Origin of the sequence: Pseudomonas batumici, from assembly GCF_036585405.1 — a bacterium.
Taxonomy (GTDB): domain Bacteria; phylum Pseudomonadota; class Gammaproteobacteria; order Pseudomonadales; family Pseudomonadaceae; genus Aquipseudomonas; species Aquipseudomonas batumici.
Window position 1 is genome coordinate 3,339,738 of sequence record NZ_CP144470.1, and the last position, 25,863, is coordinate 3,365,600.

The 25,863-nt window shown below is 64.8% G+C and carries 29 protein-coding genes and 1 pseudogene; 19 read left to right on the forward strand and 11 right to left on the reverse strand.

Annotation, left to right across the window (positions count from 1 at the left end; translation table 11 throughout):
* The first annotated feature begins 9 nt into the window (after positions 1-9).
* The 18 genes and pseudogenes from NUH87_RS15015 (at position 10) to NUH87_RS15100 (ending at position 16,669) form a co-directional block, all read left to right on the forward strand.
* Positions 10-264, forward strand: coding sequence for an acyl carrier protein (locus tag NUH87_RS15015; protein ID WP_338526653.1), 255 nt, complete (start codon positions 10-12; stop codon positions 262-264).
* Positions 261-806 (forward strand): hypothetical protein, encoded by a 546-nt coding sequence (locus tag NUH87_RS15020; RefSeq protein ID WP_338526654.1) that lies wholly within the window; start codon positions 261-263, stop codon positions 804-806. Before NUH87_RS15015 ends, NUH87_RS15020 begins: the two co-directional genes overlap by 4 nt.
* Entirely contained in the window at positions 803-2,473 is a 1,671-nt protein-coding gene (locus tag NUH87_RS15025) for an AMP-binding protein (RefSeq protein WP_338526656.1), read from the forward strand. Before NUH87_RS15020 ends, NUH87_RS15025 begins: the two co-directional genes overlap by 4 nt.
* Entirely contained in the window at positions 2,466-3,200 is a 735-nt protein-coding gene (locus NUH87_RS15030) for a glycosyltransferase family 2 protein (RefSeq protein WP_338526657.1), read from the forward strand. Before NUH87_RS15025 ends, NUH87_RS15030 begins: the two co-directional genes overlap by 8 nt.
* On the forward strand, positions 3,197-4,135 hold the full coding sequence (locus NUH87_RS15035) for a glycosyl transferase (RefSeq protein ID WP_338526659.1): 939 nt from the start codon (positions 3,197-3,199) through the stop codon (positions 4,133-4,135). The genes NUH87_RS15030 and NUH87_RS15035 overlap by 4 nt, the downstream gene beginning before the upstream one ends.
* Positions 4,116-5,660: an aromatic amino acid ammonia-lyase gene (locus NUH87_RS15040; protein ID WP_338526660.1), complete on the forward strand. Its 1,545-nt coding sequence runs from the start codon at positions 4,116-4,118 to the stop codon at positions 5,658-5,660. Before NUH87_RS15035 ends, NUH87_RS15040 begins: the two co-directional genes overlap by 20 nt.
* A complete protein-coding gene (locus NUH87_RS15045; protein ID WP_338526661.1) occupies positions 5,653-6,078 on the forward strand; it encodes an acyl-CoA thioesterase in 426 nt (141 codons plus the stop codon). Before NUH87_RS15040 ends, NUH87_RS15045 begins: the two co-directional genes overlap by 8 nt.
* The gene (locus NUH87_RS15050) at positions 6,075-6,674 is read left to right on the forward strand and encodes an outer membrane lipoprotein carrier protein LolA (protein ID WP_338526663.1); all 600 of its coding nucleotides are present in this window, start codon (positions 6,075-6,077) and stop codon (positions 6,672-6,674) included. The genes NUH87_RS15045 and NUH87_RS15050 overlap by 4 nt, the downstream gene beginning before the upstream one ends.
* A pseudogene (locus NUH87_RS15055) lies at positions 6,658-8,961 on the forward strand (MMPL family transporter); the annotation flags it as partial. The gene NUH87_RS15050 and the pseudogene NUH87_RS15055, both read left to right, overlap by 17 nt.
* 124 nt (positions 8,962-9,085) lie before the next feature.
* Positions 9,086-10,327, forward strand: coding sequence for an NAD(P)/FAD-dependent oxidoreductase (locus NUH87_RS15060; RefSeq protein ID WP_338526824.1), 1,242 nt, complete (start codon positions 9,086-9,088; stop codon positions 10,325-10,327).
* Complete coding sequence (locus NUH87_RS15065; protein WP_338526664.1) at positions 10,324-11,058, forward strand: class I SAM-dependent methyltransferase; 735 nt, start codon at positions 10,324-10,326, stop codon at positions 11,056-11,058. Before NUH87_RS15060 ends, NUH87_RS15065 begins: the two co-directional genes overlap by 4 nt.
* Positions 11,055-11,537 carry a hypothetical protein gene (locus tag NUH87_RS15070; protein ID WP_338526666.1) on the forward strand — a complete coding sequence of 161 codons (483 nt, stop codon included), beginning with the start codon at positions 11,055-11,057 and terminating at the stop codon, positions 11,535-11,537. Before NUH87_RS15065 ends, NUH87_RS15070 begins: the two co-directional genes overlap by 4 nt.
* Positions 11,534-12,730, forward strand: a complete 1,197-nt coding sequence (locus tag NUH87_RS15075) for a beta-ketoacyl-[acyl-carrier-protein] synthase family protein (RefSeq protein WP_338526668.1) — start codon at positions 11,534-11,536, stop codon at positions 12,728-12,730. Before NUH87_RS15070 ends, NUH87_RS15075 begins: the two co-directional genes overlap by 4 nt.
* The gene (locus NUH87_RS15080) at positions 12,727-13,185 is read left to right on the forward strand and encodes a hotdog family protein (protein ID WP_338526669.1); all 459 of its coding nucleotides are present in this window, start codon (positions 12,727-12,729) and stop codon (positions 13,183-13,185) included. The genes NUH87_RS15075 and NUH87_RS15080 overlap by 4 nt, the downstream gene beginning before the upstream one ends.
* Positions 13,182-13,910, forward strand: coding sequence for a 3-oxoacyl-ACP reductase FabG (gene fabG, locus NUH87_RS15085; protein ID WP_338526670.1), 729 nt, complete (start codon positions 13,182-13,184; stop codon positions 13,908-13,910). The genes NUH87_RS15080 and fabG overlap by 4 nt, the downstream gene beginning before the upstream one ends.
* Positions 13,910-15,136 carry a beta-ketoacyl-ACP synthase gene (locus NUH87_RS15090; RefSeq protein WP_338526671.1) on the forward strand — a complete coding sequence of 409 codons (1,227 nt, stop codon included), beginning with the start codon at positions 13,910-13,912 and terminating at the stop codon, positions 15,134-15,136. The genes fabG and NUH87_RS15090 overlap by 1 nt, the downstream gene beginning before the upstream one ends.
* Before the next feature lie 28 nt (positions 15,137-15,164).
* The gene (locus tag NUH87_RS15095; protein ID WP_338526672.1) at positions 15,165-15,608 is read left to right on the forward strand and encodes a hypothetical protein; all 444 of its coding nucleotides are present in this window, start codon (positions 15,165-15,167) and stop codon (positions 15,606-15,608) included.
* Between the two features lie 713 nt (positions 15,609-16,321).
* Complete coding sequence (locus tag NUH87_RS15100; protein WP_338526673.1) at positions 16,322-16,669, forward strand: DUF6124 family protein; 348 nt, start codon at positions 16,322-16,324, stop codon at positions 16,667-16,669.
* A 162-nt stretch (positions 16,670-16,831) separates the two neighbouring features.
* Here NUH87_RS15100 and NUH87_RS15105 read toward each other — a convergent pair whose 3' ends face one another.
* Positions 16,832-17,110, reverse strand: a complete 279-nt coding sequence (locus NUH87_RS15105; protein ID WP_338526674.1) for an addiction module antidote protein — start codon at positions 17,108-17,110, stop codon at positions 16,832-16,834.
* Positions 17,111-17,244: 134 nt separating this feature from the next.
* Entirely contained in the window at positions 17,245-18,144 is a 900-nt protein-coding gene (locus tag NUH87_RS15110; RefSeq protein ID WP_338526675.1) for a LysR family transcriptional regulator, read from the reverse strand.
* A gap of 150 nt (positions 18,145-18,294) precedes the next feature.
* Between NUH87_RS15110 and NUH87_RS15115 the strand changes: the two genes are divergently transcribed.
* Positions 18,295-19,539 (forward strand): MFS transporter, encoded by a 1,245-nt coding sequence (locus NUH87_RS15115; RefSeq protein WP_422393943.1) that lies wholly within the window; start codon positions 18,295-18,297, stop codon positions 19,537-19,539.
* A 426-nt stretch (positions 19,540-19,965) separates the two neighbouring features.
* Here NUH87_RS15115 and NUH87_RS15120 read toward each other — a convergent pair whose 3' ends face one another.
* From NUH87_RS15120 to gspF, 9 genes are all read right to left on the reverse strand, one after another.
* Positions 19,966-20,313: a hypothetical protein gene (locus NUH87_RS15120; protein WP_338526678.1), complete on the reverse strand. Its 348-nt coding sequence runs from the start codon at positions 20,311-20,313 to the stop codon at positions 19,966-19,968.
* Between the two features lie 96 nt (positions 20,314-20,409).
* Complete coding sequence (gspM, locus tag NUH87_RS15125; protein ID WP_338526679.1) at positions 20,410-20,874, reverse strand: type II secretion system protein GspM; 465 nt, start codon at positions 20,872-20,874, stop codon at positions 20,410-20,412.
* Entirely contained in the window at positions 20,871-21,974 is a 1,104-nt protein-coding gene (gspL, locus tag NUH87_RS15130; protein ID WP_338526680.1) for a type II secretion system protein GspL, read from the reverse strand. Before gspL ends, gspM begins: the two co-directional genes overlap by 4 nt.
* Entirely contained in the window at positions 21,971-22,831 is an 861-nt protein-coding gene (locus NUH87_RS15135) for a type II secretion system protein GspK (RefSeq protein WP_338526682.1), read from the reverse strand. The genes gspL and NUH87_RS15135 overlap by 4 nt, the downstream gene beginning before the upstream one ends.
* On the reverse strand, positions 22,828-23,385 hold the full coding sequence (gspJ, locus tag NUH87_RS15140; protein WP_338526683.1) for a type II secretion system minor pseudopilin GspJ: 558 nt from the start codon (positions 23,383-23,385) through the stop codon (positions 22,828-22,830). Before gspJ ends, NUH87_RS15135 begins: the two co-directional genes overlap by 4 nt.
* A complete protein-coding gene (gene gspI / locus NUH87_RS15145; protein WP_338526684.1) occupies positions 23,378-23,743 on the reverse strand; it encodes a type II secretion system minor pseudopilin GspI in 366 nt (121 codons plus the stop codon). Before gspI ends, gspJ begins: the two co-directional genes overlap by 8 nt.
* Complete coding sequence (gspH, locus tag NUH87_RS15150) at positions 23,733-24,203, reverse strand: type II secretion system minor pseudopilin GspH (protein ID WP_040063691.1); 471 nt, start codon at positions 24,201-24,203, stop codon at positions 23,733-23,735. Before gspH ends, gspI begins: the two co-directional genes overlap by 11 nt.
* A 3-nt stretch (positions 24,204-24,206) precedes the next feature.
* Positions 24,207-24,647, reverse strand: coding sequence for a type II secretion system major pseudopilin GspG (gene gspG, locus NUH87_RS15155; RefSeq protein ID WP_338526685.1), 441 nt, complete (start codon positions 24,645-24,647; stop codon positions 24,207-24,209).
* Between the two features lie 4 nt (positions 24,648-24,651).
* Positions 24,652-25,863, reverse strand: coding sequence for a type II secretion system inner membrane protein GspF (gene gspF / locus NUH87_RS15160; protein ID WP_338526687.1), 1,212 nt, complete (start codon positions 25,861-25,863; stop codon positions 24,652-24,654).

Below are 25,863 nucleotides of genomic sequence, written 5' to 3' on the forward strand. Positions count from 1 at the left end.
GACCGTACCATGCAAACCCGTGACGACATCTTCAGCACCCTGCGCGATGCCCTGGTCGAACTCTTCGAACTGGAACCCGCGCGCGTCAACCTGGACAGCAACCTGTACCAGGACCTGGAAATCGACAGCATCGATGCCGTGGACCTGATCGACCACATCAAGCGTCAGACCGGCAAGAAAATCGCCGCCGAGGAATTCAAGTCGGTGCGTACCGTCAACGATGTGGTCGAGGCGGTCTTTCGCCTGGTGCAACCGGCCGCATGAAACGCCTGATCGGCCTGGGCCTGCTGCTGGCGGGCCTGCTGTACCCCTTTGCGGTGTATTTCGGCATGGAGCACTTCGCCCCCTGGCAGTTCGGGCTGTTGCTCGGCGGCCTGTGGCTGGCCCGGATCCTGACCGGCGAACGGCGGCCCGGCAGCCTGTGGATGGCGCTGTGCGCCATCGCGTTCTGCGGCTTGCTGGCGTTGCTGAACAGCCCGTTGCTGCTGCGCTGGTACCCGGTGCTGATCAGCGCCTTCATGCTCGGCCTGTTCGGCCTGAGCCTGAAATTCGGCCCGCCGGTGGTCGAGCGGTTGGCCCGCCTCAGGGAACCGCAATTGCCGGACGCGGCGATCAACTATACGAGACAGGTGACCCGGGTCTGGAGCCTGTTCTTTCTCTGTAACGGCCTGATCGCCGCCGCCCTGACCGTCTGGGCGCCGCTGAGTTGGTGGATGTTGTACACCGGCCTGATCTCCTACGGACTGATGGGCTTGCTGTTTGCCATTGAGTGGCTGGTACGACAACGGGTAAGGGGCCACGCATGAACTGGATAAACCTTGAGCAATTGTTGCTCAAGTCGCACGGCCCACGTGCGGTCACCTTCGATCCGCCGCTGGATCACAGCGAGCTGTCGCAACAGGCCTTGAGCCTGGCGGCCGGCTTGCGGGCGCGCGGCGTGAAACATATCGCCGTGTACCTGGAAGATGCCGGGGAACTGGCGATTGCCCTGCTCGGTGCCTGGCGGGCCGGCGTTCGGGTGCTGTTGCCCGCGGACCTGCAAGAGCAGACCCGCCAACGCTGGGCGGCGGACGTCGACCTGTGGCTGACCGACAGCGCCGGTCTCGAAGCGCTCTACACCGAGCCTCTGGACCGCGCCGAACTCGACCTGGACACCTGCCGCCTGAGCCTGTGCACTTCCGGCTCCAGTGGCGAACCCAAGCGCATCGACAAAAGCCTGCGCCAGCTGGCCAATGAAGTCCTGGCCCTGGAGCAGCTCTGGGGCGCCGACCTCGACCAGGCCTGCCTCATCGGCAGCGTCGCCACCCAGCATATCTACGGTTTGCTGTTCCGCGTGCTCTGGCCGCTGTGTGCCGGCCGCACCTTTGTGCGCAAGCAACTGGCCTTCCCCGAAGACCTGCAATGCGCCAGTCGTGAACATCCGCAGTTCGCCTGGGTCGCCAGCCCGGCCCTGCTCAAGCGCATGGGTGACAACCTCGACTGGCCGGCCTTGAGCCAGGTGCGCCGGGTGTTTTCCTCCGGCGGCGCACTCCCGCCCGAGGCCGCGTCCAGCCTGCAGCAACGCTTGCGGCAATGGCCGACGGAAATCTTCGGCAGCTCGGAAACCGGCGGCATTGCCTGGCGCCAGGGCGATTCGCTGTGGCAGCCGTTCGCCGATGTGCAGTTGAGCCAGGACAGCGACGGCGCCCTGCGCGTGGCCTCGCCCTACCTGCCCGCGGGCCATGTCGAGCACACCGCCGACGCGGCGCGCTTCGAAGCCGACGGCCGTTTCGAACTGCTGGGGCGGCTGGACCGCATCGTCAAGCTGGAAGAAAAACGCATTTCGCTGCCGATGCTGGAAAAGGCCCTGGTGGAACATGCCTGGGTCGCCGAGGCGCGCCTGGCCGTGGTCCAGGAAAACCGCGCTTACCTGGGGGCCTTGCTGGTGCTCAGCGAGGATGGCCTGCATGCCTTGCGCAACCAGGGCCGACGCGCGTTGACCGACGGCCTGCGCCAGCACCTGCTGCGACACTGCGAAGTCCTGGCCCTGCCACGCCGCTGGCGCCTGCTGCGCCAGTTGCCGCTCAATGCCCAGGGGAAACTGCCCCAGGCGGAAGTCGAAGCCTTGCTCCGCGCCCCGCGCCCCAAAGGACCCGAGGTGCTGGCCCGGCAGGCAGACGACGATGAATGGCTGTTGCAACTGGCAGTGCCGCCGGACCTGGCCTATTTCAGCGGGCATTTCCCGGTGACACCGGTATTGCCCGGGGTGGTGCAGGTGGATTGGGCGCTGGACCTGGGCCGGCAATTGCTCGATCTGCCGGCGAAATTCGCCGGTATGGAGGTGCTGAAGTTCCAGCAACTGGTACGCCCGGGCGACCGGCTCGAACTGAGCCTGCGCTTCGACCGAGAACGCAGCAAACTCCACTTCGCCTTTCGCAATGCGACGTCCGCCTGCTCCAGCGGACGCATCGTGCTGGAGGCGGCCCATGCATAAGCCTTGCGCTCTGATCCCGGTGTACAACCATGAAACCGCCGTACCGGCGGTGGTCGAAGCCCTGCTGCGCGCCGGCCTGCCCTGTGTGCTGGTGGACGATGGCAGCAGCCCGGCCTGCGCGGCGGTGCTGGAACAACTCGCCGAGCATGAACGGACCTTCCTGGTGAAACTACCGACCAACCAGGGCAAGGGCGGTGCGGTCATGGTCGGGTTGCGGGAAGCCGCGCGCCTGGGCTTCAGCCACGCCCTGCAGGTGGACGCCGACGGCCAGCACGACCTGAGCGACGTCGCCAGTTTCCTCGACGCCTCGCGCAGCCACCCCGAGGCGCTGATCTGCGGCTACCCGCAATACGACGAGAGCGTGCCCAAGAGCCGGTTCTACGCCCGCTACCTGACCCACATCTGGGTCTGGATCAACAGCCTGTCGTTGCAGATCCGCGATTCCATGTGCGGCTTCCGGGTCTACCCGCTGCCCCCGGTGCTGGCGCTGATCGACTCGGCGAAGCTGGGCAAGCGCATGGACTTCGACTCGGAGATCCTCGTGCGCCTGGCCTGGCGCAACCAGCCCATGCGCTGGCTGCCGATCAAGGTTCATTATCCCCAGGACGGCCTCTCGCACTTTCGCCTGTTCCACGACAACGCACTGATTACCAACATGCACGCGCGGATGTTCTTCGGCATGCTGGTGCGCCTGCCGAGCATCCTCTGGCGACGGTGGCGGACATGAGCGACCAGCCAAAACACTGGGCCGACCACCAGGAACGCGGCAGCTTCTGGCTGATGAAACTGACCGCCTTCGGCGTCAAGGTCCTCGGCCGCAAACTGCTCAGCCCGCTGCTGCACGGCATCGTCCTGTACTTTTTCCTGTTCGGCCGCGGCGCCCGGCACAGTGCCTGGCAATACCAGCAGCGGCTGGCCGACTGGAGTGGTCAAAGCGGCCTGCGACCGACCTGGATGAAGGTCTTCAGGCAGTTCATGGCCTTTGCCGACTCGCTGCTGGACAAGCTCGACGTGTGGAACGGCAAGCTGCGCCTCGAACAGCTCGAGATCATCGATCCGGCCCTGCTGCGCGATCAGTTGCGTGGCGCACGCGGACAGATGCTGGTGGGCGCGCACCTGGGCAACCTGGAAGTCTGCCGCGCCCTCGCCGAACTGGGCGAGAAGGTCACCATGAACGTGCTGGTGCACACCAAGCACGCCGAACGCTTCAACCGCCTGTTGGGCGAGGCCGGGGCGACCAACCTGCGGCTGATCCAGGTCAGCGAGCTGGACCCGGCGACCATGCTGCAACTGAGCCAGCGCCTGGATCGCGGCGAGTGGCTGGCGATTGCCGGCGACCGCGTGCCGCTGCATGGCGGACGCCACGTACGGGTGGATTTCCTCGGCCATCCCGCCGCGTTCCCACAAGGCCCATGGCTGCTGGCCGGCTTGCTGAAATGCCCGGTCAACCTGTTGTTCTGCGTGAAACTCCAGGGCCGCTACCGCATCACCCTCGAACCCTTCACCGAGGCGGTACAGTGGAAACGCAGCGACCGCGAACAGGTCGTCGCCCATTGGGCCGCCCGCTACGCCGAGCGCCTGGGCCACTACTGCCTGCAGGCACCGCTCCAATGGTTCAATTTCTACCCTTTCTGGAAATCCGATGACAACGCATCCGCTTGAGCCGGTCACCTTCGGCGAACTCCCGCTGCGCATCGAAGACGTGCTGGCCCTGGCCAACCGTCAGGTGCCCACGCAACTGCAAGGCGACCCGGCGTTCCGCCAGCGCATTGCCAAGGGCGCGCAGTTCCTTGACTCGTTGCTGGACAAGGAAGGCGTGATCTACGGCGTCACCACCGGCTACGGCGACTCCTGCGTGGTGGCGGTGCCGCTGCACCATGTCGAGGCCCTGCCCCGTCACCTCTACACCTTCCACGGCTGCGGCCTGGGCCAGTTGCTCGACCCGCAGGCCACCCGCGCCGTGCTGGCGGCGCGCTTGCAGTCGCTGTGCCAGGGCGTGTCCGGCGTGCGCGTGGAACTGCTGGAGCGCCTGCAGGCGTTCCTCGACGAGGACATCCTGCCGCTGATCCCCGAAGAGGGCTCGGTCGGCGCCAGCGGCGACCTGACGCCGCTGTCCTACGTGGCCGCGACCCTGTCCGGCGAGCGCGAAGTGCTGTTTCGCGGCGAACGCCGCCAGTCCTGCGACGTGCACCGTGAGCTCGGCTGGGAGCCGCTGGTGCTGCGGCCCAAGGAAGCCCTGGCGCTGATGAACGGCACCGCGGTGATGACCGGCCTGGCCTGTCTGGCCTTTGCCCGCGCCGACTACCTGCTGCAACTGGCGACCCGTATCACCGCCCTCAACGTGGTGGCGCTGCAAGGCAACCCGGAGCATTTCGACGAACGCCTGTTCGCCGCCAAGCCGCACCCGGGGCAGATGCAAGTCGCCGCCTGGTTGCGCCAGGACCTGGCCATCGACGCGCCGACCGCGCCGCTGCACCGCTTGCAGGATCGCTACTCGCTGCGCTGTGCGCCGCATGTCCTCGGCGTGCTGGCCGATAGCCTGGGCTGGTTGCGCTCGTTCATCGAGACCGAACTCAACAGCGCCAACGACAACCCGATCATCGATGCCGAAGCCGAGCGCGTGCTCCACGGCGGGCACTTCTACGGCGGGCATATCGCCTTCGCCATGGACAGCCTCAAGACCCTGGTGGCCAACGTCGCCGACCTGCTTGATCGCCAGCTCGCCCTGCTGGTGGACGTGCGCTACAACCACGGCCTGCCGAGCAACCTCTCCGGCGCCAGCGCCGAGCGCGCGATGCTCAATCATGGCTTCAAGGCCGTGCAGATCGGCGCCAGCGCCTGGACCGCCGAAGCCCTGAAAAACACCATGCCGGCCAGCGTGTTCTCGCGCTCCACCGAATGCCACAATCAGGACAAGGTGAGCATGGGCACCATTGCCGCCCGCGATGCGATCCGGGTGCTGGAGCTGACCGAGCAGGTCGCCGCCGCCACCTTGCTGGCCGCCCAGCAGGGTGTCTGGCTGCGCGGCCAGGCCAGCGATGCGCGCCCCTTGCCACCGGCCCTGGCGGCCATGCATGAAGCCCTGGCCATGGACTTTGCCCCGGTGATCGAAGACCGCGCCCTCGAAGGCGAACTGCGCCTGTGCCTGCAACGTATCGCCGAGCAACACTGGAGGCTGCATGCGTAGCCGTGGCGTGCTGCATGTCGATACCGAGATCCTGGTGCCGTTCTTCGACGTCGACACCATGCATGTGGTCTGGCACGGCCATTACGTGAAGTACCTGGAAGTCGCCCGTTGCGCGCTGCTGGACCATATCGGCCACAACTACACGCAGATGCGCGAATCCGGTTACGCGTGGCCGGTGATCGACCTGCAACTGCGTTATGTGCGCGGGGCGGTGTTCGGCCAGAAGATCAATGTGCGGGCCAACCTGGTGGAGTGGGAGAACCGCCTGAAGGTCAACTACCTGATCACCGACCTGGCCAGCGGCGAACGCCTGACCCGCGCCAGCACCGTGCAGGTGGCGGTGGATATCCAGAGCGGGGAAATGCAACTGGCCTCGCCCAAGATCTTCGTCGCCACCGTCGAGAAGGTGCTGGCATGAGCCGCCTGATCCAGATCGTTCTACTGCTCTGCCTGGGCCTGCCCGCCCACGCGTCTACCTTCGACCTGCAACAGCTGAGCGAGCAGCTGGCCAAGCCTTCGGTGATCCACGGCGGCTTCATCCAGGAAAAGCACCTGCGCGCCCTGCCGCAGCCGCTGACCAGCAAGGGCACCTTCGTCCTCGCCAAGGACCACGGCCTGCTCTGGCTGCTCAAGACACCGTTGCAGCAGGACTACCGCATCAACGCCAAGGGCATCGCCCGGCGCGACCCGAGCGGCTGGCAAATGGTCCCGAACAAAAGTGCCGGCGCCGAGCAGAACCGCCTGTTCATCGCCGTGCTGCAAGGCGACAGCAGTGGCCTGCAGCGGGATTTCGAGCTGCAACTGCAAGGCGACGCCAAACAATGGCAACTGACCCTGATACCACGCTCGGCGCTACTCAAGCAGATCTTCACCCGGATCAATATCGACGGTGGCGAATTGGTGCAGCGCATCGAACTGCTGGAAACCCAGGGCGACAGTACGGTCCTGCGCATGCAGGACAGCAACGCTAACCGGCCCCTGAGCGACGCGGAGCAGCATGACTTTGCCGAGTGAACGCCTGCTGCCGCGCCTGTTCCTGATCCTGCTGCTGGCAGTGCTGGCGCTCGCCGGTTGGCAATGGCGCCACGGCGCGCCGCTATCGGCGGACCTCATGGAACTGGTGCCGGGCTCGACGCCCAACGCCCTGGAGCTCAAGGCCGAACAGCGCATGCAGGAACCGTTGAACCGGGAAATGCTGGTGCTGGTGGGCCAGGCCGACCGGCAGAAAGCCATTGCCCTGGCCCAACGCCTGGGTGAGCGCTGGCAGGCCAGCGGACTGTTCGAAACGGTGCAGTGGAGCTTGCAGACCGACCTGCCGGCCTTGCGTGAACAACTGCTGGCCAGCCGGCTGGCGATGCTCGCCCGCGCCGACCGGCAACAGTTGATCGAACACCCCGCGGCGTTTATCCAGCAGCGGGTCCACGCCCTGTTCGATCCCTTCGCCGGGATCAGCCTGGTGCCGAGCCAGGACGACTGGCTCGGCCTGACCGGGCGCATCCAGGACAGCCGACCGAAACCCGGCGCGGTGCAATTCGACATCGGCAGCGGCGCATTGATCGCCGAGGCCGACGGTAAAAGCTGGGTGCTGTTGCGCGCCCGGACCCGGGGCAACGCCTTCGACATGAAGCTGCCGGTGCAGGTCGCCGAACTGCTCAAGCACAGCCGCGAAGAGGCCGGGCAAGACGACGCGCAACTGCTCGCCGCCAGCGGCCTGCTGTATGCCGCCAGCGGCCAGCAACAGGCAACCCGGGAAATCACCTGGGTCGGCGGCGGCGCCACCTTCGGCATCCTCCTGCTGCTGTTGCTGGCCTTCCGCCGTTGGCGGGTGTTGCTGGCCTTCGTCCCGGTGCTGGTGGGCATGCTGTTTGGCACGGTGGCCTGCGTGGCGCTGTTCGGTCATCTGCACGTGATGACCCTGGTGCTGGGGGCCAGCCTGATCGGCGTGGCCGTGGACTATCCGCTGCACTACCTGTCCAAGAGCTGGAGCCTGAAACCCTGGCACAGCTGGCCGGCCCTGCGCATCACCCTGCCCGGGCTGAGCCTGAGCCTGGCCACCAGTTGCATCGGCTACCTGGCCCTGGCCTGGACCCCGTTTCCGGCCCTGACCCAGATCGCCGTGTTCTCCGCCGCAGGCCTGCTCGGTGCCTACCTGACCGCCGTGTGCCTGCTGCCGGCATTGCTCAAGGGTAGCGACCTGCGTCCGGCGCAGTGGCCGCTGCGGGTCTGCGAAGTCTTGCTGAGGGTCCGTGAAACCCTGCTGCGCAAGGTCGGCAACCGCCTGCTGCTGGCGCTGCTGGCGCTGTTCTGTGCCGGTGGCCTGTGGCAACTGACCAGCAAGAACGATATCCGCCAATGGGTCGCCGCACCGCCGCAACTGCAGGCCGAGGCCCAGGCGGTCGCGCGGATCACCGGCTACCAGCCCACCAGCCAGTTCTTCCTGGTACAGGCTGCCGACCAACAGCAGTTGCTGGAGCGCCAGACAGCCCTCGGCGAACGGCTCGATCAACTGGTGAGCCAGGGCAAACTCCAGGGCTATCAGTCGCTGGACCAGGTGGTCAGCCTGCCCCGGGAACAGCAACAGCTACGGGACTCGCTCAAGCAACTGCCGGAGTTCTGGCAACCCTTGCTTGACCTCGGCGTCCCAGCCAATGCCTTGCAAAACGAACTGACCCAGCTGCAAGCCTTGCCGATCCAGGATATCGACAGCGCCCTCAAAGGCCCGCTGTCCGAACCCTGGCGCCTGCTCTGGCTGGGGCCGCAGGCCGACGGCGTGGCGGGCATGGTCAGCCTGCGCGGGCTGAACAACCCCGACTTGCTGCGGGCGCAAGCCGAGGGTCTGCCGGGCGTACGCCTGGTGGATCGACTGGGCGAACTGAACCGGGTCTTCGCCGCCACCCAGGTCAGCGCCGCCGAACTGAAACTGGCCTCCTGCGTGCTGATCGTGTTGTTGCTGATCCTGCCGTTCGGCTTCGGCGGCGCCCTGCGGATCGTCGCCCTGCCGCTGCTGGCGGCCCTGTGCAGCCTGGCCAGCCTCGGCTGGCTCGGCCAACCGTTGACGTTGTTCAGCCTGTTCGGCCTGCTGCTGGTGACCGCCATCAGCGTCGACTATGCGATCCTGATGCGCGAGCAGGTCGGCGGGGCCGCCGTCAGCCTGCTGGGCACCTTGCTGGCGGCCCTGACCACCTGGCTGTCGTTCGGCCTGCTGGCGATTTCCAGCACGCCGGCGGTGAGCAACTTCGGCCTGGCGGTCAGCCTGGGGCTGGCCTTCAGCTTCCTGCTCGCGCCCTGGGCCGCACGCCGGGCCGACAACACCACGACGCCGGGGCAGCCGTCGCGGGAGGATCACCCGGTCACGACTGCCGGCCAGGGTGATCCCCAGCCCATCCCATTGAAGACCGTCGACCCCGCAAGGAGCCCGTGTGCCAATGATTGAAATGGAACGTCGCGAAGTCGTGGTGATCGGTGCGGGCCCTTCCGGCGCCATCGCCGCCGCCTTGCTCAAGCGCAATGGCCACGACGTGCTGATCGTCGAGCGCCAGCACTTCCCGCGCTTTTCCATCGGTGAAAGCCTGCTGTCGCACTGCCTGGACTTCGTCGAAGAGGCCGGCATGCTCGAGGCCGTCAACGCCGCCGGTTTCCAGCTGAAGAACGGGGCGGCCTTCGCCTGGGGCGAACACTACAGCGCCTTCGATTTCGGCAAGACCTTCAGCAACGGCAAGCCGACCACTTTCCAGGTCCAGCGTGCCGATTTCGACAAGCTGCTGGCGGACCAGGCGGCCCTGCAGGGCGTGGAAATCCGCTATGGCGAAGAGATCGTCAGCGTTGATTTCGAGCGCCCGCAACCGCAGCTCCAGGCCCGTCGCGAAGACGGCAGCGAGTATGTGATCGAAGCACGCTTCGTCCTCGATGCCAGCGGATACGGCCGGGTACTGCCGCGCCTGCTCGACCTGGAAGCACCGTCGAATTTCCCGCTGCGCCAGGCAGTGTTCACCCACGTCGAAGACCGGATCGAACATCCCGGTTTCGATCGGGAAAAGATCCTGATCACCACCCACCCGCAAAAGCGCGATATCTGGTTCTGGACCATCCCGTTCAGCAACGGGCGTTGCTCCATCGGCGTGGTGGCCGCCGCCGAACACTTCGCCGGCCGCACCGAGGACCTGGATGCCTGCCTCAAGGGCTTCGTCGCCGAGACCCCGAGCCTGCAGGCCGTGATGGAAAACGCCGTGTGGGACACCCCGGCGCGGAGCATCGGCGGCTACTCGGCCAACGTGAAGACCCTGCACGGACCGAGCTTCGCCCTGCTGGGCAACGCCGCGGAGTTCCTCGACCCGGTGTTCTCCTCCGGCGTGACCATCGCCATGCGTTCGGCGAGCATGGCCGCCGGCCTGTTGCACCGCCAACTGCAAGGCGAAAGCGTCGACTGGCAGCGCCAGTTCGCCGAACCGCTCAAGCGCGGTGTCGATACCTTCCGTTGCTACGTCGAAGGCTGGTACGCCGGGACCTTCCAGGATGTAATCTTCCATCCCGGCAGCTCGCCGGCAATCCGCGCCATGATCAGTGCGATACTCGCCGGCTATGCCTGGGACGAGCGTAACCCCTTTGTCAGTGAACCCCGGCGCCGTCTGCGGATGCTGTCTGAAATCTGCGCGAGCACCCCGAGATGAGCAATACCTACCTGAGCGACACCTACGTCGAGGAAACCCGTTTCGGTTTCTGGTTCCTGCGCAGCCACACCTGGCAGTACCACGTGCTGCGGGTGGCGATCAACGATCTGCGCGGCCTGTTCAGCGAAGCCCCGCCGGCCAACCCGGTGCTGCTCGACGTCGGCTGCGGCCAGGGCAAGTCCTTCCAGTATCTGCAACAGGTCTTCGCTCCGGCACGATTGATCGGCCTCGACGCCGATCCCCACAGCCTGCAACTCAGCGGCGAAGAGGCGCAACGCCGCGGCCTGGAAGTCGAACTGATCGGCAGTGACTGCGCGACCCTCGAGGTGCCCTCGCAAAGCGTCGATATCCTGTTCTGCCACCAGACCTTCCACCACCTGGTGCAGCAGGACCGCGCCCTGGCCGAGTTCTATCGGGTGCTCAAGCCGGGCGGCTACCTGCTGTTCGCCGAGTCCACCGAAGCCTATATCGACACCTGGGTGATTCGCTGGCTGTTCCGCCACCCGATGCATGTGCAGAAAAGCGCGGCGCAGTACCTGGAGATGATCCGCGACCAGGGTTTCGAATTCACCCCGCGGAACGTCTCCTACCCTTACCTGTGGTGGAGCCGGGCCAAGGACTTCGGGCTGCTGGAACGCCTGCGCCTGAAGAACCCGCCGCCGGTGGGCCAGCGTGAGGAAACCCTGGTCAACCTGGTCGCCCGCAAACCGCTCGGCGGGCCCGCCCAATGATCCGTGCCCTGTTACTGGGTTGCGTCCTGCTGCTGAGCGCCTGCGCCAGCCGGGCACCACTGCCCGTACAGGCGCCGACCCTGGCCCTGCCGCTGCAATTGCACATCGAGCGCGAACAGGCCGGGCAGCGCCAGGACTGGCTGCTGGTGATCCAGCGCGAGGCGAACGGCCTGCGCTGGTCGCTGATGGACCCGTTGGGCATTCCCCTGGCCCGCCAGCGCCTGCTGGACGGCGACTGGCAGGCCGACGGCCTGTTGCCGCCCAATCCGCAAGCACGCGAGCTGTTCGCTGCGTTACTCTTTGCCCTGACGCCGCCGGGCGAGTTGCCCGCCAGCTACCCGACCGCCCGCCAGCAGCCGCAGCAGCGTGTCCTCGGCGACCGCTGGCAAGTCAGCTATCGCCGGGCGCTGGAGTTCACCCTGAGCCTGCCGGACAGCCTGCAGTACCGGATCAGTCCGTTGAGCGAGACCGCCCCATGACCGCCTACCTGAACGCCCTCGGCGTGATCTGCGCCCTGGGCCGCGACAAGCAGAACGTGGCGCGCAAGCTGTTTGCCGGCGACTGCTCGGGCATGCGCCCGGAAAGCGGCTGGGTACTGGAACGCAGCCTGCCGGTGGCCGCCGTGCGCGGCAAACTGCCGGCGATTCCCGCCGAACTGGGCGCCCATGCCAGCCGCAACAATCAACTGCTGATGCAGGCCACGCGGCAAATCGCCGAGCCGATCCAGCGTGCCATCGACACCTATGGCCGCGAACGCATCGGCATCGTCCTGGGCACCAGCACCTCGGGCATCGACGAAGCCAGTCGTGGTATCGCCAGCTACCTGCGCGACCAGCACTTCCCCGAGGGCTATGACTACCAGCAGCAGGAGCTGAGCGACCCGGCGAACTTCCTTGCCGACTGGTTGCAGCTGCGCGGCCCGGCCTACGCGATCTCCACCGCCTGCACCTCCAGTGCCCGGGCCCTGATGAGTGCCCGGCGCCTGCTCGACCAGGGCCTGTGCGACGCGGTGCTGTGCGGCGGCGTCGACAGCCTTTGCGCACTGACGCTCAGGGGCTTCAGCGCGCTGGAAGCGGTGTCGGCGCAGCGCTGCAACCCGTTTTCGGTGAACCGCAACGGCATCAATATCGGCGAAGCGGCGGTACTGTTCCTGATGACCCGGCGGGCCGACGACGGCCCTGCCATTGCGCTGCTCGGCGCCGGCGCCAGTAGCGACGCCCACCATATTTCCGCCCCAGACCCGACGGGCCGGGGCGCCGTGCAAGCCATGGACAAGGCCCTGAAGCAGGCTGGCCTGCAACCGGAGCACATCGGCTACCTGAACCTGCACGGCACCGCGACCCAGCACAACGACGCCATGGAGAGCCTGGCCGTGTCCAGCCTGTTCCCGGCGGGCCTGCCGTGCTCCTCGACCAAGCCCATGACCGGCCACACCCTGGGTGCCGCCGGCGCCCTGGAAGCGGCGTTCTGCTGGTTGAGCCTGAGTGCCGACAACCCGTCCGGCCTCCTGCCGCCGCACATCTGGGACGGCCAGGCCGATCCCGCGCTGGCGCCCCTGAACTGGGTCAAGCCGGGCGACCGCCTCGCCACCCAACCACTGCGCCGCCTGATGAGCAACTCCTTTGCCTTCGGCGGCAACAACGTCAGCCTGATTATCGGAGACGCCCCATGATCGATTGGCCGCTCGCCGAACTGCTGCCCCATGCCGGGGACATGATCCTGATCGACCAGGTCCTGTCCTTCGATGAAGAACAGATCCACACTCGCCTCACCGTGCGCCCGGACGGCCTGTTCAACCGCGAGGACGGCAGCCTGCCGGCCTGGGTCGGTATCGAACTGATGGCCCAGAGCGTTGCCGCCTATGCCGGTTGCCACGCCCGTGACGAAGGCCGGCCGGTGGAGCTGGGTTTCCTGCTCGGCACGCGCAAGTTCGACTGCAACGTGGAACACTTTCCCGCCGGCAGCGAACTGACCATCCATGCCCTGCGCACGCTGGAAGACGACAACGGCATGGGCGTGTTCGAATGCCACCTGACCGGTCCCGACATCCATGCCACCGCGCGCCTGAACGTGTTCCGTCCGCCCCAGGCCGCCGCTTATCTATCCGAATCACAGGAGTCCTCATGACTGAATCCATCCTGGTCACCGGCTCCAGCCGAGGTATCGGCCGTGCAATCGCCCTGCGCCTGGCCCGGGCCGGTTTTGACCTGGTGCTGCATTGCCGCAGCGGCCGCGCCGAAGCCGAGGCCGTGCAGGCCGAAGTCCAGGCACTGGGCCGCCAGGCCCGGGTGCTGCAATTCGATGTGTCCGACCGTGAAGCCTGTCGCACCAGCCTTGAGGCCGACGTCGAAGCCCATGGGGCCTACTACGGCGTGGTGCTGAATGCCGGCCTGACCCGTGACGGCGCGTTTCCGGCCCTCTCCGAAGACGACTGGGACCAGGTCCTGCGCACCAACCTCGACGGCTTCTACAACGTCCTGCACCCGGTGATGATGCCGATGATCCGCCGCCGCGCTCCCGGGCGCATCGTCTGCATCACCTCGGTATCCGGGCTGATCGGCAACCGCGGGCAGGTCAACTACAGCGCCTCGAAGGCCGGCCTGATCGGCGCCGCCAAGGCCCTGGCCATCGAGCTGGGCAAACGCAAGATCACCGTCAACTGCGTCGCCCCGGGCCTGATCGACACCGCCATGCTCGATGAGAACGTGCCGGTGGAAGAACTGCTGAAAATGATCCCGGCGCAACGCATGGGCACCCCGGAAGAAGTCGCCGGCGCGGTGAACTTCCTGATGTCCGCGGAAGCGGCCTACATCACCCGGCAGGTGCTGGCGGTCAATGGAGGCTTGTGCTGATGAAGCGTGTCGTCGTCACCGGCATGGCCGGCATCACCGCCCTGGGCAGCGACTGGACCCGCATCGAGGCCAACTTCCGGGCCAACCGCAGCGGCATCCGCTACATGCCCGAGTGGGAGCGCTTCAGCGAGCTGAACACCCGCCTGGCCGGGCCTATCGATGATTATACGGTGCCGTCGCACTGGACCCGCAAGCAACTGCGCAGCATGGGGCGGGTCTCGCGCTTCGCCGTCGGCGCGGCGGAAATGGCCCTGGCCGACGCCGGCCTGCTGGGCAACCCCATCATCCGCGACGGGCGCATGGGCGTGGCCTGCGGCTCGTCCACCGGCAGCACCGACGAGATCAGGGCCTTCGGCATGATGCTGATCCACTCCGTGGCCGAGGGGCTCAACGCCAACTCCTACGTGCGCATGATGCCGCACACCACGGCGGCGAATATCAGCATCTTCTTCGGCCTGACCGGGCGCCTGATCCCCACCTCCAGCGCCTGCACCAGCGGCAGCCAGGGCATCGGCTATGCCTACGAGGCGATCAAGTTCGGGCGCCTGCCGCTGATGCTGGCCGGCGGTGCCGAGGAGCTGTGTCCCACCGAAGCCATGGTGTTCGACGCGCTCTACGCCACCAGCCTGAAAAACGATGCGCCGCAGAGCAGCCCGCGGCCCTACGACAGCGGCCGTGACGGCCTGGTGATCGGTGAAGGCGCAGGCATGCTGGTGCTCGAAGAGCTGGAGCATGCCCTGGCCCGCGGTGCGCATATCCACGCGGAAATCGTCGGTTTCGGCAGCAACGCCGACGGTCAGCACGTCACCCGGCCGGAGCAGGGCACCATGCGTCGAGCCATGGAGCTGGCCCTGGAAGATGCCGGCCTGACGCCAGACGCCATCGGCTACGTGAACGGTCATGGCACCGCCACCGAACAGGGTGATATTGCCGAGACCCTGGCCACCAACAGCCTGTTCGGCAGCCGCATGCCCATCAGTTCGCAGAAGAGCTTCTTCGGTCACACCCTGGGTGCCTGCGGTGCGCTGGAATCCTGGTTCAGCATCGAGATGATGAACCGTGACAGCTACGTCCATACCCTGAACCTCGACCAGATCGACCCGCACTGCGGCGAGCTGGACTACCTGCGCGGCGAGTTCCGGCAGATGAGCCACGAGTATGTGATGAACAACAACTTTGCCTTTGGCGGCGTGAACACCTCGCTGGTGTTCCGGCGCTGGCGCTGACTTCTTGAAACCCTCTGGAGAAAACGGAATGTCTTCCCTGCTTCGTGCTGCACTTGTCGCCCTGACCCTGTTGATGGCGGCGGGCTGTACCAGCAAACCCATCGTCACCCCGACCCGCACCCTCGCGCCGCAAGTCCAGGCCAGCCAGGAGGAGGTGAAACAGGCGATTATCACCGCCCTGGCCAAGCGCGAATGGAGCGTGCAGCGCGTGAATCCGACCCAGGTCCAGGCCGAGATCACCGTGCGTGAGAAACTCCACGTCGAGATCGACATCAACTACAGCGCCAATGGCTACACCATCGCCTACCGCGACAGCAGGGGCATGGATTACCGGGACGGCAAGATCCACAGGAACTACATCCGCTGGGTAACCTTTCTGGACCAGGACATCCTGGCCGAGCTACGCGCCCATCATGAGCAACCTACGGCGCGTGCCATTGGGGTTGGAGAATCGCAACCGATTTCCCAGTAACCGTGTTGAAGGGTGATCTGGCGAAGCTTCAGCAAGCTGAAATCCGCCAGTTGATCTGAACGCGATCCCTGTGGGAGCTGGCTTGCCGGCGATTGCGATGTGACATTCACCATCGCTATCGTTGGCGATCCACGGGTCTGCGTGTTCGGTTGCATTCTGTGGCGCTCTTGAGGGTGCCATCGCCAGCAAGCCGGCTCCCACAATTTTCGCGTCGCTCAGTAGACTCGTGTTCGACGCTGGATTGCTATGGTTGCTGTGCGTGGGAGACCTTCGGGTCTGCCGAGTCCTATATCCTCGGTCTTGCACACCTGCGTACAGCCGCCACCACCTCCCTTACCGTAAGAACGAACTCGGGATCAGTGCAAAACTCTCCCGCTTTTTTATCGGCCATTGGCAGACCTTTCTCTTTCCCTTGCGGGACATTTCCTAGAAAATCCAAACGCCTTGCGGGTTGCTCATCACGCCGCTAGCCTGAGATTTGTCGCTGCCAAACACAGCGACCGAGTCTGCAAGCTCGATGAATGTTAGGCGCGAAAGCGCCTCACCCCCGCACGGCGCTTTTTTAGTAGCTGCGATTTATGGTGGCTGTGCGCGGGTGACCTTCGGGTCAGCCGGTGTGCCTGACGTTCCGGTCTTGCAGGCCCGTGTACAGCTGCCACCCATCATCTGCAAGTGATGTTAGGTAGCTCCATTTTTCGTTCAGGAGCTTGACCATGAGCAAAACCACCCCCGCCCCACCCGTCCAGGATCCCAACGCCTTCCCTTCTGCCGACCGGTTCAAGGACCAGGCCGCCATCCAGCGCGCCCTTGATCACTATCTGCTCGGCCCAACACCTTCATCACCGAACACTCTTCGGCAGCCCAACGCCAAACCCAGTCGAAGCCTGGAAGAATCTCTGGTTCACGTCTCCGAGCTGCTGACCTGCGCGGCGGCGACTGCCTACGAGTCGGGCGATGGTCTCAGCGGTTCCAAACGGGCGCTCGCGTTCTCGGCCATGCATCTGGTGGAGATGGCGAAAGCCGAGCTGGATCAATCGTTGGATAAGCTGCCGCTGCACTAGACGGTTGCACTCCATGTGGCGAGCGGGCTTGCCCGCGCTCGGCTGCGTAGCAGTCGCAAAACCGGTTATCTCGGACTGCCTGATGTACCGAGTCCGCTGGTTTTAGGGCCGCTTCGCGCCCCAGCGCGGGCAAGCCCGCTCGCCACAAGTCCGTGTCCGACTTCAAACTGCCTTGAAAGTGGAAACCTGAAGCTTGAACCCCAAAGCCCGTATGACCTTCAAGAAGGTCCAGAACTCAAGCTCGCCCTCTTCCGATAGCAACAACCCCGCGTCCTGCACGACCTCCGGCATGCCACACGCCCGTGCCAGAACGACCAGCGCATTGGCCATGAACGCAGAATTCTCACCCGCCTCCTCCAGACAGGCATTCAAATAATCCGCCCTGTCCTGCGGGGTCTTGAGATAGTCCGCAGAGTCCCATTCAGAGAATTGCCCAGCCATGCGTTTTGCTCCCTCGTACGATCATCGCCCGCGTAGCGGTGTTGGAAAAACGACCGAACTATGCAATCCACGAACAACATGCCGATAGCGCAAAACTGTAAGCAAAGATTCTTTGCTGGAGCCCGATTCAAGAGTCAGACCTGCGGCACCGCCCTACGCGTCAGCAACTCGATAAACGCCTTGGCCATCGGTGATTTCTGGTCCTTGCGTTGCACCAACCACACCGCCGATACCGCATCCGGATCAAGCAACGGTCGATAGACCACCCCCTCGATCCGAATCCGCTGATAAGACGCCGGCAACACCGACACCCCCAGCCCCGCCGCCACCAAGCCGATGATGGTCATCGCCTCCCCCGCTTCCTGGGCGAAGTGCGGACTGAACCCGGCCTGCCGCGCCAAGCTCAGCAACTGCGCATACAAACCGCTGCCGTAACTGCGCGGGAAAAACACAAAGGGCTCCAGCGCCAACTCGGACAGATGTATCCCGGCCTCACTGCCAGCCGCCAACGGGTGCTTGGCACTGAGCACCGCCACCAGCGGCTCACGCATCAACTCCACGACACTCAAGGCCTCCGGCAACGACAAAGGCCGCATCAACCCCACTTCGATGGACTCATCCATCAAGCCATCGGCGACACTCTTGCTGCTCATTTCCCGCAGATTCAGGTGCACCGCCGGGAACGCCTGGCGAAAGGCAAAGATCGCCTGGGGAATGGTCGAATTGAAGGGCGCCGACGAGGTAAAACCGATCTTCAGTTCCCCCAGCTCCCCCAACTGCGCCCGCCGCGCCACGTCCGCCGCCTTGTCCACCTGCGCCAACACCAGCCGCGCCTCTTCCAGGAACAGGCGACCCGCCTCGCTCAACTCGACCCGACGATTGGTCCGCTCGAACAAGCGTGCCCCCAGCTCCTGCTCCAGCGCCTGGATCTGCTGGCTCAACGGCGGCTGGGAAATCCCCAACAGCTCTGCCGCGCGGCCAAAATGCAGTTCTTCGGCCACCGCGATGAAGTAGCGCAAATGCCGCAATTCCATCAACACCTCATCAAGTCGTAAAACCTATCAAACAGGTCGAACAATATATTGGAAGTAATAGTTAGCCAGCTATATGCTTTTTCCATTGCCTGACCGGCTGCTCTTCCCGAGGTCCCCGTGAAAACTGCTGTCGCTCCCCTCGCCCACGAAATGCCCCCTGCTGCACCGGACGCGGCTGTCGCCCCACTCAACGAAACCTACATCGAAAAAGGCACCCCGGCGTTCATGCGCACGGTGCTGGCGCTGTTCTCGGGCGGCTTTGCGACCTTTGCCCTGTTGTACTGCGTACAGCCGATGATGCCGGTGCTGTCGAAGGAGTACGGGATCAACGCCGCCCAAAGCAGCCTGATCCTCTCGGTGTCCACCGCCCTGCTCGCCATCGGCCTGCTGATCACCGGACCGATCTCCGACAGCCTCGGGCGCAAGCCGGTGATGGTGGTGGCGTTGTTCGGCGCGGCGCTGTTCACCATCCTTGGCGCGTTGATGCCCAACTGGCAGGGCGTGCTGATGATGCGGGCGCTGGTGGGGCTCTCCCTCAGTGGCCTGGCGGCAGTCGGCATGACCTACCTGAGCGAGGAAATTCACCCCAAGCACATCGGTCTGGCGATGGGTCTGTACATCGGCGGCAACGCCATCGGCGGGATGAGCGGACGCCTGATCACCGGCGTACTGATCGACTTCGTCAGCTGGCACACGGCGATGCTGGTGATCGGTGTTCTGGCGCTGATTGCGGCGACGGTGTTCTGGAAGATCCTGCCGCCGTCGCGCAACTTCCGCGCCAGCCAATTCAATGGCCGCAACCTGATCGACGGCTTCACCGTGCACTTTCGCGACGCCGGCCTGCCGTGGCTGTTCCTGGAAGGCTTCCTGCTGATGGGCAGCTTCGTCACCCTGTTCAACTACATCGGCTACCGCCTGCTGGCCGAGCCCTACGGCATGAGCCAGGCATTCGTCGGCCTGCTGTCCATCGTCTACCTGTCGGGCATCTACAGCTCGGCGCAGATCGGCGCCCTGGCCGACAAGCTGGGCCGGCGTAAGGTGCTCTGGGGCATGATCCTGACGATGCTGGTGGGCATCGCCCTGACCCTGGTGACCCCGCTGCCGGTGGTGGTACTCGGTATCCTGCTGTTCACCTTCGGCTTCTTCGCCGCCCACTCGGTGGCCAGCAGCTGGATCGGCCGGCGCGCGTTGAAAGCCAAGGGCCAGGCCTCGTCGCTCTATCTGTTCAGCTACTACGTCGGCTCCAGCGTCGCCGGGACCCTCGGCGGGGTGTTCTGGCACTACGGCGGCTGGAACGGTATCGGCCTGTTTATCGGCACGCTGCTGGTGGTGGCCTTGCTGGTGGCGTTGAAGCTGGCGCGGTTGGCGGTGTTGCCGAGCAATGCGCAAGCCTAGTCACGATTAACCGGCTAGTGGTTAGGTGTTCAGTCCCGCAAAGCCCCTTCGGCCATGTCCTCGCCCGCTACGCGGAGAAATTGCTTACCCCTTAAACACTTCTGGCATGAATCTGCTGGTATAACCCGATAGTAGGTTCTGCGAGCAATTTAGTAATAGAGGATGGACCACGCTTGTGCGCTTCTTTCATTAACCTTTCATAAGAAAGCAGACTTGCATTGTCTGCATGTTGATAAGACCGGCATTTGAACATTATCCCTGTCGTGTTTCTTCTCATTTCATAGCCGAAATGCAAAAGACCCAAAATCTCTCTTGCGGTGACAACATGATAACCCGCTTCATAATTCCATAGATTTATAGGGGCCAAGTAAGACATCAGATGAAAATCTGCATACCGGTGTATCCCACCTAACAACCAAGCATCATTTAGCGCCCCAGACCATTTATCGATAACAAGAATATTACCCTTTGCTTGCCGCGCCCATAAGTTCTCCCCTTATCCATTAAATACTGTTTAAATATTTCCTCTTTCCATACATCAGCCTGACGCCCGATGCGCATAGCCCCAACGGAAGTGACAGATTTTTGATACGCCTGCCAGCAATACTCCGTCAGGCAGTTGATATGGTTTTTCTTGGGTGCCCCATAAGGGTAACGACCCATCAGTTGTTTATGGAGATTGCTATCTTCTTCCCATAAAAAAGGATTTTGATGACTTCTGACTCCGAGACACTCAATGTCTTTTCTCATTGTAATAAAGCTATAACGACTCATGATAAAACCTTTGTTAGCATTGTGAACCCGTGCAATAGAGTGCGAGCCGGGCAGAATAAACACGAGCCGAAGCATTTCGTTTGCGAGCCGATACACTTAATCAGCACGCCACGCAACCTGTGCCAGCAACGACGAGTCGCGCTTCTCCAGGCTCAACGACTGCAATACCGCCCCCGCCTGTTCGGTCTGGTCCAGCCACTGCAGCAAGGCCAGTGCATTACCGCTGAGGGTAACCCGTAGCGACTGGCCGTCCTGGTCCAGTTGCTGCAATTCCAGCCCCGCCGCCGCCACCGTTTCACTCAGTCGGGTCGACAGCGGTCGGGAGGGGGTTGAGCGCTGAGTCGCGGGCTGGGCGCGCTGAACCTCAGCCGCCAGCAACAGACGTTGCTGGTACACGCGCTCGCCCCGTTCCAGACGCTGTTGCGCCGGTTGCCACAGGCCGCTGAACAAGGTCACCACCAGCAGGAAAATCCCCAGGCCGACCAGCATCCGTCGATCCCGAGGTCCCAGGTTCTGCCACCCCTGCGTCAGCGCCGCCGGTAAAGCCAGTGACCCGATCATCCGTTCTTCTCCTCCAACATCAGCACCGCCTGAACCCGCTCGCGATCCTTGCTGGCACTGCCCAGCCTGATCGGCAAGCCGCTGCCCTGGCCGCGCTCGCGCAAACGCTCAAGTTCGCCGAAGCTGCCCGCCGTCAGCAACAGCGTCCAGCCCGTGCCGGCCCGGTATTCGATACGCTGGACTTCAACGCTGCTGCCACCGACCACCTGTTCGACCAGCTGCACCAGGCGGCCCATCTGCCGACTCGGCTCGTCGGTCCGGCCCTGCAAGGCCTTGAGCTGGGCCGCCAGGTCGACGATGCGGGTCTGCTCGGGATACAGGCTCTGGAAGCGCTGCACGCTTTGCTCGTACAACTGCGCGGCAGCGCTTTCCAGGTAGTGAGCACGCGCCAGGGTAAAACCCCAGGACACCGCGAAGAGCGCCAGCGCCGACACCACCAGCGCCCCCCAAGGCCAACGCGCCCGCACCTGGCGAAACTCGCCTTGCAGCAAGTCCAGGGCCCGCGAGCGCCCCGCCATCAGCAACGCCGCGATATCGGGCTGTCGATCGGCACCCATCCAGCACAGTGCCTCCGGCAAGCGCGGGCGCAACATCTCCAGATCCTCGGGCGACAGCGCCAGCCGGGTCTCGATAGCGCCACCCAACAACCATCGTCCAGCCCACCAGACGCCATACGCCTGATCATCCGGCAACAAGTCGGCATCCACCTTGACGCTGACCACCTGCAGCCCCGAGGCCTGCAACAACGCCAGGATCGCCTTGAAGCGCTCCTTGTGAATCGCCAGCAGCGGATAGCGCGAATCCTTGGCCGCCACGCCGACCGCGATATGCAATACATCCAGCTCCTCGGCCAGCCGCTCTTCGACGGCATAGGCCAGCGCCTGGACCGTAGGCTTGCGTCGACCGGGCCAGGGCTCGCTGCGCAACCCGCTGCAGATTTCCATGGGCAGGATCACCCCTACGGCTTGCCCCTTCAGGAGCGTCGCCGCCTCGGCCAGGGAGACGCTGCGCAACTCCCCGCCCGCCTGCCAGCAACCCACCGGCCAGGTCGCGTCGCACGTCGCCAGGCCTTCGGGAGTGAGATAAAGCCAGTTGCTCATAACGGGAATTCACCTTGAGTCGGAGCCAGGAAGCGGCGTTGCAGGACGCGCAGACGGAGGCTGTCACGAGGCCGCTCCAGGTCGCTGACCAAGCGCAGCCGCGCCGCCCCCGCACTGACCTCGACCGTGACCCGGAACCAGCGGCTGTCGACACCCAGGCCATGGCTGGCGATGCCCAACCCATCCAGCCCCGGCGCGCGGGTAAAGGCCTGAGCATCGGCATAACCTTCCAGCGGACGCTGGGCGACAAAGGCGCGGGCATCGGCAGCCGTCATGCCTTCCAGCATCGCCAGCAGGGTTGCCGGGGCGGTATTGACGTTCAGCGTTGCCTCGGCCGGCAGCAAGGCGACGAAGGGTTGCAGGCGTTGCAAAAGGTCCTGGTCGACACCGGGCAACAGGCGCAACTGGCTGGTGTCGCTGACCTCGGTGCCACGCAGCGGCGCCAGATCGAGCGCGGGGATTTCCAGCGCCTCCAGTAGCCGGGCCCAGCGTTCAAGGCTGATCTCGTCGGCCTTGCCGGGCAGCAGCAGGCGGGTCAGGTTGAACCGCGCGGCCAGGTCTTCGATCTCGAGCCGTACCTCGACACCCGGCAGGTCGAACGGCAGCGCCGGACGCGCCCAGGGCTGGGCCAGATTGATCGTCTTCGCCTCGAGCAGGTCAGGTGGCTGCAACAACTCCCGCGCCCAACTCTCCGCGGCGATCGCCCACTGCCGCAGCTGCACCTGATGCATATGCTGCGCGCTGCTCTGCAACGCCTGCGTGTGACTGCGCAACAGGCCGCCGACCACGAACAGGGCCAGGGTCATGATCATCAGTACGCTGATCAACGCCACACCACGCTGGTCGGTACCGCTCATGCGCCCTCCGGCAGCAGGATCACGCGGCGGATCTGCTCGAAACGGCCGGCGGACAGGGTGATTTCCAGCGCCCGTGGATGCCCGGCGGAACGGCCCGGCGTCGATGGCCAGTCACTGCGCCAACCGTCCTTTTGCGCATACAGCCGCCAGCGCAAGGCGCGCACGTCCTTGAGCACCGGCAGCTTGTGAATCTCGGGCAGATCAAGGCTGCGACGATAGCGCCACAAAGTGCCTTCCTCCAGGCGATAGGCAATCTCCTGGCGCTCGCTGCGGGGCTCATCCAGCGGATTGCGCCCATTGCCACGTTGCAGGTTCAACTGCCCGGCCCCCAGGGTCACGGCCTGCCCCTCCTTCGGGATCGTGGCCTGCATGACATCGCGCTCCAGCACCGCCAGCGCCCGTTGCAGACTGCGCAGTACCTGCTCATGCGCGCTGACCCGGGCCTGGGTCGTCAGCACCCCTTCGTACAGGCGATAACTGGCCAGGCCGATCAGGCTGAAAATCGCCAAGGCAATGACCAGTTCGACCAGGGTAAAACCGCTTTGTCTATTCATCCCGGGCCTGTACCCAGGCACTGGTGCGGTGCAGCACCGGCCCACCGTTATCCAGTCGCACCGCGATCTCGACCTTGAGCAGACGGGGGTCGGAGGTCGGCATGAGCACCTGCTCCAGGCGCCATTCGCGCTGGTCGAAGCGTTGGCGAAACGCTTGTCGCCCCTGGCTCGGGGACCCCTTCAGGCGCAGCTCATGCAACTGATTGTCCGCCAGCCAGGTGGCGAACAGGCGCTCCTGCAACGTGCCGCTCTGCTGCAACACGAACTGGCTGGCGGACAGCACGGAGGCCGCCAGCAAGGCAAAGATCGCCAGGGCGATCATCACCTCCAGCAAGGTAAACCCCGACTCAGCTTTCATCGATGGCCGGATCGCCCAAGCCGTCACCGGACACGCTCACCCAGCGCTGCTGCGCGGATTCGTAATGCAGAGTGAAGGCGCTCATTTCATCGCTGCTCAGTACCAGCAACTGCGGCTGGTTCACCCGGTCGCCCAGTTTCAGCGGGCGACCTTCAAGCTCCAGGCGAAAATACAGGCCGTCGGGCAGCCGATAGGCCGCCCCCGCCGGCCGCCAGTCGGGCCGTTCGAAAACCATCACCTGATAGCCCTCGGCACCGATCCGCAAACCATATTCCTGGCTGTTGACCACGGCGTATTCGCGCAGCTGCTGCAACAGATGCACCAGGGCACCGGCCTCCTGACGGGCCTGGCGCGCCGGGCTGGGGCTCATGCCGATGGCGATCATGCCGGCCAGCACGCCGATCACCACCATGGACACCAGCAACTCCAGCAGGGTGAAACCACGCGAACGTCCGGGCATGGATCAATCGCTCCAGTTGCCGATATCGGCGGCAAAGTCTTCGCCGCCGGACACGCCGTCGGCGCCGAAGGAGTACAGGTCGTAGCCCTTGCTGCGGGTGCCCGGGCTCAGGTACTGGTAAGCCGTCCCCCAGGGATCGACCGGCAGGCTTTTCAAGTAGCCCTGGGGGTTCCAGTTCCTCGGCTCCGGCACGCCCAGCGGCCGCTTGACCAGCGCCTCCAGCCCCTGCTGGGTCGAGGGATACTGGAAGTTGTCGAGCCGGTACATCTCCAGCGCGGTGCCGATGGCCTTGATATCGGCGCGGGCCGCGGTGACCTTGGCCTGGTCCGGACGGCTCATGAACTGCGGCAGCACCATCGCGCCGAGCACGCCGATGATCACCACCACGACCATGATTTCGATCAGGGTGAAACCACCCTGTCGTTGTGTTCCGAAGGTTCTCATAAGATCAGTTCACCAGTTGGTTGAGGCTAAGAATCGGCAACAGAATCGCCATGACAATCAACAGCACGATGGCCCCCATGATCACCAGCATCGCCGGCTCGAACAGGCTCACCACCAGCGCGATACGCGCCGCGAGGGTTTTCTCCTGCTGCTCGGCGGCGCGGGCAAGCATGCTGTCGAGTTCGCCTGCGCGTTCGCCGCTGGCGATCATGTGCAGCATCAGCGGCGGGATATCGCCGCTGCGCTCCAGGCCACGGGTCAGGGTGCCGCCCTCGCGCACCGAGCGCGCGACCTCGCCCATGCGGGCGCGAATCGGCAGGTTGCCGATCACCGCCGCGGCGATTTCCAGGGCATCCACCAGGGGCACCGCGCTCTTGCCGAGCAGCGCCAGGGTGCTGGCGAAACGCGAGGCTTCCATCGCCTTGAGGACCCCACCGATCAGCGGCGCCCGCAGCAGCCAGGCATGCCAGCGCCAGCGCACGGCGGGGCGGGCCAGCGCCCAACGCACGAGCAAGGCCAGCCCCGCCAGCCCGAGCAACAGCAACCAGCCGTAACGCTGCAGGGCCTCGCTCACGGCGATCAGGCCCTGGGTCAGCAGGGGCAAGGCCTGGCCGTTGTTGATAAAGACCTTCACCACATCCGGCACCACATAACCAAGCAGACCCGCGACGATAGCCAGCGAGGCGAACAGCAGGATCAACGGATAGACCAGCGCCAGCTGGATCTTCTGCCGGGCCTGCTGGCGGGCCTCGGTGTACTCGGCAAGCTGCTCGAGCACCGGGCCCAGGTGCCCGGAGCGTTCGCCGGCGGCGATGCTCGCGCGGAACATGTCCGGGAACGCCTTGGGAAACCCCGCGAGCGCCGACGCCAGGTCATACCCTTCCATGACCCGGCTGCGCACCGCCGCCAAGAGGTTGCTGACCCGACGCTTTTCGCTCTGCGCCGCCACCGCCCGCAAGGCCTCTTCCAACGGCAAGCCGGCCTGGATCAGGGTCGAGAGTTGCAGCGTCAGCAACGCCAGTTCACTGGCCTTCAAGTGGGTGGAGCGATGGGAACCGGTGCCTGTGCCCGACTGGCCACGGACGCTTTTCAGTTGCATGGGCAACAGACCGCGCTCACGCAACAACTGCCGGGCATGACGCGGACTATCGGCCTCCTGCTGACCGCGACAGCGGCGACCGTTGGCATCCTGGGCCTGATAGTCGAAAGCCGGCAT